Origin of the sequence: Halomonas sp. AOP13-D3-9, assembly GCF_052379125.1 — a bacterium.
In the GTDB taxonomy this organism is placed as follows: Bacteria; Pseudomonadota; Gammaproteobacteria; order Pseudomonadales; family Halomonadaceae; genus Vreelandella.
Genome location: NZ_JBQSYH010000024.1, coordinates 1 through 12,695, shown reverse-complemented (window position 1 = coordinate 12,695; position 12,695 = coordinate 1). Strand labels below are relative to the sequence as shown.

At 53.5% G+C, this 12,695-nt stretch carries 14 protein-coding genes; 12 read left to right on the top strand and 2 right to left on the bottom strand.

The genetic code is table 11. The features are described from left to right. Window positions 1–146 precede the first annotated feature (146 nt). Together ACT3UM_RS21575 and ACT3UM_RS21570 are read left to right on the top strand one after the other, a co-directional pair. Window positions 147–380 carry a hypothetical protein gene (locus tag ACT3UM_RS21575; RefSeq protein ID WP_498902108.1) on the top strand — a complete coding sequence of 78 codons (234 nt, stop codon included), beginning with the start codon at window positions 147–149 and terminating at the stop codon, window positions 378–380. Next, the gene (locus tag ACT3UM_RS21570) at window positions 370–786 is read left to right on the top strand and encodes a PIN domain-containing protein (RefSeq protein ID WP_498902107.1); all 417 of its coding nucleotides are present in this window, start codon (window positions 370–372) and stop codon (window positions 784–786) included. Before ACT3UM_RS21575 ends, ACT3UM_RS21570 begins: the two co-directional genes overlap by 11 nt. A 267-nt stretch (window positions 787–1,053) precedes the next feature. On the opposite strand, the gene ACT3UM_RS21565 is transcribed toward ACT3UM_RS21570, so the two are convergent. Beyond that, window positions 1,054–1,710, bottom strand: coding sequence for a histidinol-phosphatase (locus ACT3UM_RS21565; protein WP_498902106.1), 657 nt, complete (start codon window positions 1,708–1,710; stop codon window positions 1,054–1,056). A gap of 229 nt (window positions 1,711–1,939) precedes the next feature. Between ACT3UM_RS21565 and rppH the strand changes: the two genes are divergently transcribed. Both rppH and ptsP read left to right on the top strand, forming a co-directional pair. Beyond that, window positions 1,940–2,431, top strand: a complete 492-nt coding sequence (gene rppH, locus ACT3UM_RS21560) for an RNA pyrophosphohydrolase (protein ID WP_022519684.1) — start codon at window positions 1,940–1,942, stop codon at window positions 2,429–2,431. 88 nt (window positions 2,432–2,519) lie between these two features. Further along, entirely contained in the window at window positions 2,520–4,781 is a 2,262-nt protein-coding gene (gene ptsP / locus ACT3UM_RS21555; protein ID WP_498902166.1) for a phosphoenolpyruvate--protein phosphotransferase, read from the top strand. A gap of 7 nt (window positions 4,782–4,788) precedes the next feature. On the opposite strand, the gene ACT3UM_RS21550 is transcribed toward ptsP, so the two are convergent. Further along, window positions 4,789–5,589, bottom strand: a complete 801-nt coding sequence (locus ACT3UM_RS21550; RefSeq protein ID WP_498902105.1) for an NRDE family protein — start codon at window positions 5,587–5,589, stop codon at window positions 4,789–4,791. Between the two features lie 213 nt (window positions 5,590–5,802). On the opposite strand from ACT3UM_RS21550, the gene ACT3UM_RS21545 reads away from it, so the two are divergent. The 8 genes from ACT3UM_RS21545 (at window position 5,803) to ACT3UM_RS21510 (ending at window position 12,617) form a co-directional block, all read left to right on the top strand. Beyond that, window positions 5,803–7,002 (top strand): response regulator, encoded by a 1,200-nt coding sequence (locus ACT3UM_RS21545; RefSeq protein WP_498902104.1) that lies wholly within the window; start codon window positions 5,803–5,805, stop codon window positions 7,000–7,002. 177 nt (window positions 7,003–7,179) lie between these two features. Next, window positions 7,180–7,968: a prolipoprotein diacylglyceryl transferase gene (lgt, locus tag ACT3UM_RS21540; RefSeq protein ID WP_498902103.1), complete on the top strand. Its 789-nt coding sequence runs from the start codon at window positions 7,180–7,182 to the stop codon at window positions 7,966–7,968. A gap of 133 nt (window positions 7,969–8,101) precedes the next feature. Next, window positions 8,102–8,401: a nucleotidyltransferase domain-containing protein gene (locus ACT3UM_RS21535; RefSeq protein ID WP_498902102.1), complete on the top strand. Its 300-nt coding sequence runs from the start codon at window positions 8,102–8,104 to the stop codon at window positions 8,399–8,401. Further along, on the top strand, window positions 8,398–8,934 hold the full coding sequence (locus tag ACT3UM_RS21530; protein ID WP_498902101.1) for a hypothetical protein: 537 nt from the start codon (window positions 8,398–8,400) through the stop codon (window positions 8,932–8,934). Before ACT3UM_RS21535 ends, ACT3UM_RS21530 begins: the two co-directional genes overlap by 4 nt. 158 nt (window positions 8,935–9,092) lie before the next feature. After that, window positions 9,093–9,911 carry a thymidylate synthase gene (locus ACT3UM_RS21525; protein ID WP_498902100.1) on the top strand — a complete coding sequence of 273 codons (819 nt, stop codon included), beginning with the start codon at window positions 9,093–9,095 and terminating at the stop codon, window positions 9,909–9,911. After that, complete coding sequence (locus ACT3UM_RS21520; RefSeq protein ID WP_498902099.1) at window positions 9,908–10,447, top strand: dihydrofolate reductase; 540 nt, start codon at window positions 9,908–9,910, stop codon at window positions 10,445–10,447. The genes ACT3UM_RS21525 and ACT3UM_RS21520 overlap by 4 nt, the downstream gene beginning before the upstream one ends. Window positions 10,448–10,467: 20 nt before the next feature. After that, window positions 10,468–11,280 carry a ProQ/FINO family protein gene (locus ACT3UM_RS21515; protein ID WP_498902098.1) on the top strand — a complete coding sequence of 271 codons (813 nt, stop codon included), beginning with the start codon at window positions 10,468–10,470 and terminating at the stop codon, window positions 11,278–11,280. Between the two features lie 263 nt (window positions 11,281–11,543). Then, window positions 11,544–12,617 (top strand): porin, encoded by a 1,074-nt coding sequence (locus ACT3UM_RS21510; protein ID WP_498902097.1) that lies wholly within the window; start codon window positions 11,544–11,546, stop codon window positions 12,615–12,617. Window positions 12,618–12,695 lie beyond the last annotated feature (78 nt).

The following is a 12,695-nucleotide window of genomic DNA, read 5'->3' as shown; positions in this document are numbered from 1 at the left end:
CTCGCGTTCTTGTTACCACGCGCTACGGGTTCATGCACGAAGCTGGATTGGTGGGTTTTCGTAGCTTACCCATTTAGCTACTCGAATTTTCCGCAAAAAGCGTGTCAAATGAGTGGATCAGTTATTTGGGTGTAGGAGAGATTGCGATGCATGCCATTGAATTTGAGACAGATATTCAGAATGGGGTCGTCAAAATTCCCGAGGAGTATGGGTATTTAAAGAACAGACATGCCAGAATTGTTGTGCTGTATGAAAATACAATAGATGAATCGAACGTCTCTGCTAGTCAAGCTGGAATAGATTTCGCATCTGTCAAAGCTCCATCCCTGGCCGCTCAGAACGGAGTCGAATACCAGAGGAAACTACGGGATGAGTGGTAGTTACCTGCTAGACACCAATGTCTTCATTAATGCTATTGAACGCCAGTTACGTCTACCTGCAGCTCTTTACGCATATTCTGTCATCACAGAGCTTGAACTCTTGGCCTTTCCCGGTTTGCGCTCAGAAGAAGAGCAGGCTATTAAGGCGATACTGGCTCAGTTAACGAGAATGGAACTGGATCATCAAGTCAAAAGTGAAACGATTAAGGTGCGGCGTGCTACCCAGATGAAGCTACCAGATAGTATTATCTCTGCCTCTGCCTCTGCCTCTGCCTCTGCCTCTGCCTCTGCCTCTGCCTCTGCCTCCGCATTCGTAGCAGCAGCTACGTTGGTCACTGACGACGCCAAGCTAGCAGCGAAACATGCGGGAAATGTGGTCTCGCTTGATGCTCTGCTAAACCGCTAAGCATTTCCCTACGTTCAGTAGGCCTCAATATTGTTATAAGGACTACGGTTTCAAAGCGGTGCCGGGGTTAGTGTTGTGCCACTGGGCGTCGTTCCGCCGCCACCCGCGGGTGCCTAAAACGCTCGCTGAACTCGCGTTCTCGTTACCACGCGCTACAAAAATGTGAGTTGTAAGTGGTAAATGATGAATCGTTTCGTACTCTTCACGATTCACGATTCACGATTCACGATTCACGATTCACGATTCACGATTCACACCTCACACCAATCAATCCCGCAAACTCATAATCCGCCACTGGTGCTCTTTGGCAACTTCGCGCAGGGTGTCGTCGGGGTCGACGGCGACGGGGTGCTCGACTATTTCTAACAGCGGCAAATCATTGTGAGAGTCGCTATAGAACCAAGCGCCTTCCATGGTCAGGTCTTGATCTTCCAACCACTTTTCCAAGCGGGTGACTTTGCCTTCGCGGTAGCTGGGAATGCCCGAAACGCGACCTGTGTAGCGGCCCTCTTTGACTTCCGGATTCACCGCAATTAAGTGATCCACGCCCAAACGCTCGGCAATCGGCGCAGTAATAAAGCGGTTGGTGGCGGTAATAATCAGCAGCGTATCGCCTTTGGTGCGGTGGCGCGCAAGCAGCTCTTCCGCTTTGGGCAGAATATTAGGCTCGATTTTGCTGACCATAAACTGCTGATGCCACGCCGAAAGCTGTTCAGGCGAATTATCGGCCAGCGGCTTAAGCGCCATTTCCAAAAAGGCCGCCATATCCAGAGTGCCCGCGTTGTAATCGGCCATAAAGCGCTCGTTGGCTTCCCGGTAAGCCACCGGGTCGACTGCCCCTTGTTCGAGTAAAAACTCGCCCCAGGCATGATCGCTGTCGATGGATAGCAGCGTATTATCCAAATCGAAAATGGCCAGACTCACGGCGCTCCCCTTTTTTAGTCAGTGGTTAGTAGTGGTGTATCAGTCGTGCTGTAAAAGACGCTAGTAAGGCAAATAGCGGACGCGGATTATCGCAGAGTCGTCCTGCCATTCCCACCAACGATAGGGCTAATACAAAGTAAGCATTCACCACTTAGCGTTATATTGTATTGATACGCTTGTCACCCTTGTGGAAAAATGGGGACAACTGAAAATTTATAAGGTGATGTCCGTGATCGACGCTGACGGCTTTCGCCCCAATGTTGGCATCATCATTGCCAATAGCCAGGGGCAGCTGCTTTGGGCACGTCGGGTAGGACAAAATGCGTGGCAATTTCCCCAGGGGGGCATCAATGCAAGCGAGACGCCACAACAAGCACTTTTTCGTGAGCTTTACGAAGAGATCGGCCTAACCGCCGACGATGTTGATATTGTTGCCTGCACCCGGGGCTGGCTACGCTACCGTCTGCCACGACGTATGATTCGCACACATTCGCGTCCGGTCTGTATAGGCCAGAAGCAGAAGTGGTTTTTACTTAAAATCCGTTGCCAGGAAAGCCAAATCTGTATGACGGCAACCCCAACCCCCGAATTTGATGGGTGGCGGTGGGTGAGCTACTGGTACCCGCTAGGGCAGGTAGTGCCTTTTAAGCGAGAGGTATACCGGCGCGCGCTGCGAGAGTTGTCTCCCCGCGTTCAGCGCCTGGCACAGGATGACGATTAGGGCGATTGGCCGCTGCCCAGGGTAGGGCGGCAGCAGTCTGCCAGGAAATTCCTCAGCGAGGCAAATAACAGTGAAAAGTAAAACGTCCATGCTTGAGGTGTTGCGCCGGGTGATTCAGGAAGTGAACGGTGCGCGCACCCTCGACGCCGCGCTGTCCACGATGGTACGCCGAATTCGTAAAGCGATGCAGACTGATGTGTGCTCCTTCTACCTTTACGACAAGGAGCTTGAATCGCTGGTATTGATGGAGACCATCGGCCTGCGCACCCAAGCGGTAGGGCGCGTCGTACTGCCGCTAGGCGAAGGCCTAGTGGGCTTGGTGGCCAAACGCAGCGAGCCGCTTAACCTCGAAGACGCCCAGACCCACCCGCAATTCCGCTATTTTGAAGCCACCGGAGAAGAGCGCTACTCCAGCTTTCTGGGTGTGCCGATTATTCACCAGCGCCACATGCTTGGCGTATTAGTGGTTCAGCAAGCCGAAAAGCGTCGCTACGACGATGAAGACGAAGCTTTCCTGGTCACCATGGCGGCGCAGCTGGCAGGGGTATTAGCCCACGCATTAGCCACCGGCAACCTGTTGCGTCCGGCGCTTGCCGGTGGTCAGGCAATGTTTAAAGGCGTCGCCGCTTCGCCAGGCATGGCCATGGGGGAAGCGGTAGTGATTACGCCGCCTGCCGATTTAAATAGCGTGCCCGACCTGATTCCCCGCGATCAGGATTATGAAGTTGCCCGCCTAAAAGAAGCCATTGGCAAAACCCGCAGCGAAATTCGTGCCGCCGCCGAGCGTTTGGCAAGCCGCATCTCCGCCCAGGAGCTGGCGCTGTTTGATGTCTACCAGCAGATGCTTGGCGAAGCTGCACTGGCCGATGAGGTGGAGAAACGCATTCGCGAAGGCCAGTGGGCGCCCGGCGCCTTGGCAGACGTAGTGCGACGTCACGTCCAGTACCTAGAGCGGGTGGACGATAACTACCTGCGCGAGCGGGCGGCGGATATTCGCGACCTGGGGCGTCGGGTGCTTGCCCACTTGCAAGAAGATACTCCCTCTACGCCGGAAACCTATCCCGATAACGCCATTTTGGTCGGTGATGAAATCAGCGTGGCCATGTTGGGCGAAGTGCCTCGCGATAAGCTCAAAGGGCTGGTTTCGGTACGCGGCTCCAGCACGTCCCATGTGGCGATTGTGGCCCGCGCCATGGGCATTCCGACAGTGTTGGGCATGGTCGATTTACCATTGCCGCGGCTAGGCGGTGCGCCGGTGGTGCTGGACGGCCACCGTGGCCGGCTGTTTGTGCGTCCCTCGCCTGAACTAACGGCACGTTATGAAAGTCTGATCGCCGAAGAAGAGGCGCTCAGCGAACTGCTTGAGCACGAACAGGATCTGCCCAGCGCTACGCCCGACGGCCACACCATGCCGCTAATGGTCAATACTGGCTTGGCGGTAGATGCCACTGCGCTGCTCAAAAGCCGCATCGGCGGGGTGGGACTCTACCGAACCGAAGTGCCGTTTATGATTACCGAGCGTTTCCCCGGCGAAAAAGAGCAAACCAAACTCTATCGGGAACAGCTCGAAGGTTTCGCGCCGCTGCCGGTGGTGATGCGTACCCTGGATATTGGCGGTGACAAAGACCTGCCCTACTTCCCGATTGAAGAGGCCAATCCGTTTCTAGGCTGGCGCGGTATGCGCGTCACGCTGGATCACCCGGAAGTGCTGATGGTGCAGCTGCGCGCCATGCTCAAAGCCTCCATCGATCTAGATAATCTCTACGTACTGTTCCCGATGATCACCAACGTCGAAGAGGTCGATGAAGCGCTACGCCTGCTGGATCGCGCCATTCTGGAGCTGGGTGAAGAGGGCATTACTGTCATTAGGCCCCAAGTGGGCGTGATGATCGAGGTACCCGCCACCATCTATCAAATGGATGCGCTAGCGAAACGCGTCGATTTCTTCTCAGTGGGCAGCAACGATCTTACTCAGTACCTGCTGGCGGTGGATCGCAATAATCCACGCGTATCAAGCCTTTACGACGCTCTTCATCCAGCGCTGCTGGGAGCGCTGCTTGAACTGGCCAACGATGCCACGCGGTTGAATAAGCCTATTTCGCTATGCGGCGAATTGGCCGGCGACCCGGCCGGGGCGCTGCTGCTCATGGCCATGGGCTTTACCAGTCTCTCCATGAATGCGCCTAGCTTGCCCAAAGTGCGTGCGGCCATTCGCCGGGTTCCGCTTAGCGATGCCGAGATATTGCTCAAAGAAGTGATGGAGCTGGATACACCTGCTCAGGTGCATACCCATTTAGAGGGGCGTATGGATGAGTGGCAGTTGACACACCTGATGCCACCCCGTGACTAGGCGAAACCTAGAGCGTTGATGCTAGCGAATCGTTGGCCAGCGCCAGGGTGGTTTCACCCTCAAAGCGTCCCCTTGGCCCAAAGCGCTGTTCGGTAATTTTGATGTGCCCTTGGCTGTCCAGGGTTAGCCACGAAGTGGCGCGGGTACCGTAGCGCTCGCCGACAATAAACGCCGCCGAAAGCTGACGCTCCAGCTCAAGGCCAACGCCGGTATCCGGTAATGCCTCGACAGCCGCTTCTTGCGGGTTCTGCATTGCGCGCTGAACGGCGGTTGGCCATGTCTTGAAGCAGTCTGGTTGCAAAAGAGCGTCCTCAAGCGTACTGCGCACATGTAAAAGCTTGGGCCAAGGGGAGTTGAGGTCGGCGTTGGATAAGCCATGCACGCCGGGTGGCACCTCGCTTAGGGCCAGGCGATCTCGCCCCCGGTGCAGGTGCCAAAGCCGCTGAGGTGTCGCGACTAATAAGTTAAAGCCAGCATAGCGCAGTGCCTCGCCCTGGCTCAGTTCGTTTAGCCATGCTTCAATGTCGTCACACTGCAAGGCATTAGCGACTAATTCGCCCCGGCTAGGCGCGCCGGTTGGCAACGTTAGTTGCAGGTCGCGTACGTTGGTCAAGGCTGCCACGACACCGCCACGCTTGGCCGCCATCCATGAGCCACCGGCCTCTAAATCACGCCCACCGACAACGTCTGGGTTATCTTGCCACTCACTCATGGGCGCGGTAGGGCGAGCATAAAACTCATCACGGTTACCCATCAGCCGCAAAGGGGTGGGTGCGCCGGGTTGCCAAGCAAACGATATCAAGCACATAACAAACTCTTAGACGAAAAGGGTGGAGAGCGTTCAACGCAACAGCCGCATGACAGTAACGAAGTGTAGACGTACACTTACACTTACTTCAGTATCATATTTGTAGCATAAATCATCACACAGAAAGGGGTGATTTATGAGTGTCGGCAGTTTGCGCAAAGATTAAAGCGGTCACGTTATCAGCGGCCATACGGCCAATAGAAAGGCGAGATCATGCAACGCTATCAAAGGGAGCACTTTTGGAACGCCATTGTATGGCCTCTGCTGTGGCCTTTGCTGCTTGTACAAGCAGCATTAATTGTGCTTTGTCTAGTGGTTGGCGCAATGGTGTGGGGAATGTCGCCCAGCAACGCTTCCTGGAGCACCATGCTATGGCTAATGGCGGCTCTGCTTGTCGGCAGTAGTTTAAACGTCGGCGTTTTTCTTATGCTGGTTAAAGCCCGCGCTAGGCGCAAAGATAGCCGTTTTATGCAAGAACTCACCGAACTTGAACGGCATAGTCAGGCCCTGTGCACCACCGCTGCGCGTTCGCTACCCGAACATAAATGTTCTCCACCGGGAGCTGCCGACGAATCACATCTACCCCTTCAGCGCTTGGCCAGTGTGAATGAAGTGTTAGCCGGTCTTGAGCGCTGCATGCACTGCTCGCAAGTGGCCACTGCCGCGACTAAGAACACCCAGCAGGAGCATGAGCAAACCCTATTGGACGACCTTCATCACCAGCAGCGCCAGCTCAAGCTCTTAATGGCAGGTCGTGAAAGAGCACGGGAAGAGTCGCGGTTGAAGTCAGGCTATTTAACGCTGCTGCAACGTGAAACGGATAACTTGTTAGACCATTTAAGTGCTATGGCGGAAAAAGAGATTGCCGATAGCTTTCGACAAAATATCATGGAAGTGTACGAGCACGTCTCGGATATCCGTGCGCTATTGGTGAATCTCGTTCAGCAAGGTGCTGAGCAGGATGCTGGACAAAGTGCTCTAAACAGTGAAGCAGAGGTGGGGAACGAAGAGCACGCCGGAGCTCAGCGTCATTTACGTGTATTAGTCGTCGATGATGGTCCGGTCAATTTGATGTTGGCGCGGCAAATGCTGGAAACCCAAGGCCTGCAGGTGGAAGGCGTCAGCAGCGGCGAGAAAGCGTTGGAGCGCCAACAAAGTGCCCGCTTTGATCTGGTGTTTATGGATATCTTTATGCCCACTCTGGACGGGCTTGAAACTACCCGCCGCTGGCGTGAGTACGAGCGCAAACGTGGCGGCACTCAAAGCGTGCTGGTCGCGCTAACCGCCAATATCGACAATGCCGGGCGCGATGCCTGTCTAGCCGCCGGTATGGATGACCTGCTCGCCAAGCCCTATCAACCTGAAACTCTTCTTAATATGATTGCCCGCTGGTTTCCAGGTGCGCACGATTAAAGCTCCGCCGCCTAAATGACAATAAAGGTGGCTTTCTGAGTATGCCGACTTATCATTGCCCACGTGACATTGGCGCACGCCTCGTGGCGGTGGCCTGTGGTGACGATCTACGGTTGCTAAATGGCTACCTCCGCGAGAAGGCCTCATTAATTCCTTTGGTCAGATTAGAGAGTTTAAATGATTAATTACCCAACGATTGACCCAGTGGCAATCTCCTTAGGGCCACTGCAAGTCCATTGGTATGGCCTGATGTACGTTGTGGGTTTTGTAGCGGCCTGGTGGCTCGGCTGTCGGCGCGCATCGCGTATCGGCCTCAATAATGACGATATCGGCGATTTACTCTTCTATTGCGCGATCGGTGTCGTGGCCGGTGGGCGTTTAGGGTACGCACTGTTTTATGGGCTAGGGCAATGGACAGCAGACCCGCTCTGGATCTTCCGTGTATGGGATGGCGGCATGAGCTTCCACGGTGGTCTGCTCGGCGTATTGCTCGCTGCCTGGATATTCGCCCGTCGTAAACAGCTGGCATTTTTAACACTTACCGATTTTATCGCCCCGTTAGTGCCGATTGGCTTAGGTGCCGGGCGTATCGGTAACTTTATTAATCATGAGCTACCGGGTCGCGTGACTTCGCTACCCTGGGGCATGCCATTTCCCGGTATGGGGCCTGAAGCGCGTCATCCATCAGCACTTTATGAAGCCCTGTTAGAAGGCGTCGTACTGTTTGCTATTCTGTGGTGGGTCTCGGCTAAGCCAACATCCCGTGGCTTTTTATCCGGGCTATTCTTAGTCTGCTACGGCGTATTCCGATTCATGGTCGAGTTTGTCCGCATGCCCGACGCCCATATCGGCTTTATCGCCTTCGGCTGGGTCACCATGGGCATGCTGCTCTCGCTACCGATGATTGCGCTGGGCCTAGTCATCATCGCCTGGTCACGCTCCCAGCCAGTGGATGTAAAAGTCTAGAAAATTTGACCGAATAAGAGGTATAACCAATGCTGGAAGGAGTGGTTCTGTTTTGCTCCTGGCTAGTCAAGCTTTTAAAGCTAAGGCATGACTGAAACATCTTGAACGTTCAGAGCGGCTGATTAGGTGAGATATGAGACTCAACGAAGATCAGAAAGCGATTGTCCGGCAAGTAGGTCACGATGTATTTGGTGACAATATCCAGCTTGCGCTTTTTGGGTCGCGTCTAGATGATCACCTGAAAGGGGGCGATATCGATATCTTAGTCAAGAGCGACCGACCATTGCCCGATAAAGTAATGAAAATGTTGAAGATGACGGCGCGTTTGCAACTACGGTTGGGCGATCAGCCAATTGATATTTTGGTTTATGATCCCGAGACAGCTATGTCGTCAATTTATGAGCAAGCGCTTGCTAATAGTGAGCTTATATGACTCATAGGGCTAACGTGAATGGTCTTCTTCCTGTTGAACGTTTCACGACTACGCTAAAAATCGTGAAGCGTGAGGGTGGGCATTTAGCTTACAGCTGGGGCTCGCTGTTTGCTGAAGATAGGTCTATTACCCATACGTGGGTGGACTTGCTCGATGAACAGCCAGAGGAAGCGGTAAAATTAGAGGCTTTTGTCTCTAGGTTTGGACGTATGCAAGACACTCTGGCGGATAAGCTATTACCTCGGTGGTTGCAGGCCCTTGCAGAAAGGCCGGGAAGCCAAATAGAGACGCTGAGCCGTGCTGAGCGCTTGGGCATTGTTAATAGCGTGGAAGAATGGTTAATTGCTAGAAAGCTTCGCAACCAGTTGGTACATGAGTACATGGAAGATGCTCATGCATTTGCAGAATCGATCAATATTGCTCGAAATTCGAGTCTTATGCTCATGAGCACTTATAACCATCTCCATCATTATGCAGAAAATAAAATGTTATTAACCGATCTCCCTGGGGGGCTGAGTTTGCCGGATGAGTAGGCTGAGATTGGTTGGGCATCGTTTCGCCGACTCCCGCGAAAGCAGCGCGCAGCTTTACCGGGGTTGGTCGAATAACGCTAACCAGCCGGCACCGCTAGACCGAGCCGCTATGGGCGCCTAGAATAAACCGCTACATCGCCTGTTAATTTGGAAATTCTGTGACTGCTACAACGCCCGCGCTTGAGCAACCCTATTTAGACCTGATGCAAACCGTTTTGGAGCATGGTGTTGACCGCCACGACCGTACAGGCGTAGGCACACGCTCCGTGTTTGGCCATCAAATGCGCTTTGATTTGTCGCGTGGTTTTCCGCTACTGACCACCAAAAAACTCCACCTGCGCTCTATCATTCACGAACTACTTTGGTTTCTGAAAGGCGACACCAACATCGCCTATTTGAAAGAGAACGGCGTGCGGATTTGGGACGAGTGGGCGGATGAAAACGGTGATCTAGGCCCCGTGTATGGCTACCAGTGGCGCAGTTGGCCCGACCCCAAAGGCGGCAGCGTTGACCAAATTGCCAAAGTGCTTGGCCAAATTCGTACCTCGCCCCAATCGCGGCGCTTGATTGTCTCGGCCTGGAACCCGGCCCAGGTAGATGAAATGCAGCTACCGCCTTGTCACTGCCTGTTCCAGTTCTATGTCGCCAATGGAAAGCTGTCTTGCCAGCTCTATCAGCGCAGCGCCGACATTTTCCTAGGTGTACCGTTTAATATCGCCAGCTATGCTTTATTGCTGACCATGGTTGCCCAAGTGACCGGCCTGCAACCGGGCGAATTTATCCATACCCTTGGCGATGCCCACCTGTACAGTAATCATCTTGATCAGGCCAAAGAACAGCTGTCGCGCACCCCCAAAGCAGCGCCTAAGCTGGTGCTTAACCCCGAAATAGATGACCTGTTCGCATTCCGTTTTGAAGATGTTCACATTGATGCTTACGAGGCGCATCCGCACATCAAAGCCGAGGTAGCGGTATGAGTCAGCAGAAAGATACCTTTGACTCCTTAGTCCCCGTGGCAATGATCGCCGCCATGGCAAAAAATCGAGTAATCGGCGTGGAGGGCAAGCTACCCTGGTACCTGCCCGAAGATTTAAAATTCTTCAAACGCATTACCCAGGCAAAGCCGCTGGTAATGGGGCGTAAAACCTACGCATCCATTGGTAAGCCGCTGCCGAATCGGCTTAATGTGGTGGTGACGCGCAACACCGAGTTTTCCCATGAAGGCGTACGGGTATGCCACGACTTACCTTCAGCGCTAGAACTGGCCGACCAACACGCCACTATAGAAGCAGCAGAAGAGATCATGGTCATGGGAGGCGGGGAAATATACCGCCAGGCGCTACCCTTTGCCCAGCGGCTCTACATAACGGAAGTGGATATAGACGTAGAAGGCGACGCCACGTTTCCTGACTTCGACCCTAACGAGTGGCAAGAAGTGCAGCGCGTAGCAGGGCAGCCAGCAGTAGGGCAGCCAAGCTATGATTTTGTGGTCTACGAGCGTATCGCCGACTGAAAAGGGCTAAGGAGAAGGCTATGGCTGCCAGCTTAATGAATATGTTGGATGACTTAGAAGCACGTCTTGACCGCACACAAGCTGAGCTACAAGCCCTGCGTGAAGAGAACCAGTGGCTCAAACAGCAATTGGCGCAGAAAGACGTCCAAGCCCAAAGCGAGCCAAGCTCAGAAGCCGCGACTACAATAGAGACTGAAACACATACCGAAGCAGTGCTCGGCGACAATGCGCCAGAGGCGGCAGCTCAAGACACTAAAGCCTTCGAAGAAGAACCAGCTGAAGAGAAAGTCCCTGAACCTGAAAAAGTCCCTGAACCTGAAACTGTTACTACAGAGAAAGCGCCCAGCGGCGAAGCTGCTAGCGACCCTAAAACAGCGACAGCACCTTCGCCGCACGCCCTGCTTAATCAATGGTACGAGCGCTACCCCAAGGCGTTTTTTAAGGGGCACACCAAGCCGCTAAAAGTAGGCATTCATCAAGAGCTTGCCGAGCGTGAAGAGTGGCCCAATAAACTGATTCGCCGCGCCTTAGCCAACTACGTGAACCTTCCTCGCTATATAAAAGCCGTACGAGAAGGTGTAGAGCGAGTAGATTTGGATGGTCAGCCTGCCGGTAAAGTCGACAAACAAGCGGCGCTGCATGCAGCAGAAAAGCGTGGCGATAAACAAGCGAACCAACCGCCCAAAAAAGCGCAATCCAAACCGAAGCCTGTTGCGCATAAATCCCGTCAAGAGGCGGTAGAACAGGCAGAAAGCGAAAAAAATGAGCCGCGTAAACCGCTTAGCATGGAAGACAAATTGTTAGGCCTACAGCAAAAATTCAAAGGCCGCTGAGACCGAGCATGACGGCAGGGGTTCCATAAAAAAGTACAAATAGTAAAAAAACACTGTTTTTTTCTATTGCGTTCCCTCGAATCCCGGTATAGAGTTTGTTCTGCGAGCATTGGACTATAACAAGGCTTAGTTGAGGACATGCCGAATATCACTGGAAAAACCGGTGGATGGTAAAAGAGCATGGCCCGCAAAAGCCAACTGCCAGCTTATTAAGAGCTGAGCAGCAACGATCGAAACAGTATACGAGTTAAGGAACTTACATCATGAAAAAAACACTTTTAGCGACTGCTATCGTTGGCGCCCTGGGTGCCTCTGCTGCAGCACAAGCAGCAACTGTCTATGATCAAGACGGTACCAAGCTTGACGTCTATGGCCGCATCGCCATGGGTGTTGCTGGTGGCGGCCCTGAGTACAACAGTAGCGATGAGAAAATCGACAACGGCGCTGAATTCGTAGACGTCTACTCGCGTCTTGGTCTGCGCATGAGCCATGACGTGTCTCGCGACCTGACTGCTTTCGGTCGTGTTGAGTGGCGCTTCACTGGCGACGAGAACAACACTGATGGCGGCTTCAACGAAGTCCGTCAGAGCTACCTAGGTCTGCAAAGCGACCAGTTCGGTACTTTCCAAGCGGGTAACTTCGACAGCTTCTACAACCAGTTTGTTTCGCTGCCGTTCGATGTTTACATTGACCGTGGTCTGGAATTCGCTGGTCACCGTAAGCAGTCACGTGGTGACTCCATCGGTTACTACACGCCTGACCTGAGCGGCTTTACTGCATTCTTGCAGCTTAAGCACTACAGCGAGCGCGGCTTGACTGAAGCTCAGCAGTCTGGTGAAGGCTCTGTGATCGCTCCTCAGGGTGGTGTTCGTTACGCACAAGGCCCGGTTACTATTGGTCTGGGTTTTGTTGAAGACGTAGCGCGCGTTGACCCGAACAGCTCCGGTAACGGTGGTGGTAACGGTGAAATGCTGTATGGCCTGATCGGTTCTTACGACATTACCGACCAGTTCTCTGCCCGTCTGGGTTACGAAACTCGCGACGATAGCAACACTCGTGGCGGTGGTTACGACACCGTTGGTCTAGGTGGTACTTTCACCACTGGCCCTTGGGCATTTGCTGCTGACGTCTACGACGTAAGCCCTGACAATGCTGACAGCCGCACTTCTTGGGCGCTGGGTTCTTACTACAAAGTTTCCAGCAACTTTGACGTGTTCCTAGAACTGCAGCAAGCTGACCAGCAGTCTATCAGCATTGAAGTTGATGGCCTGGACTCTGATATCACCGCTGATGGCGATGACATGTACTACCTGACAGGCGCTCGTTACCACTTCTAAGCTTGGTTTAATTACCACGCTTGAAGGGTTAACTGCCTAGCAGAATTAAATAGAACCGGCCTCTTAGAGGCCGGTTTT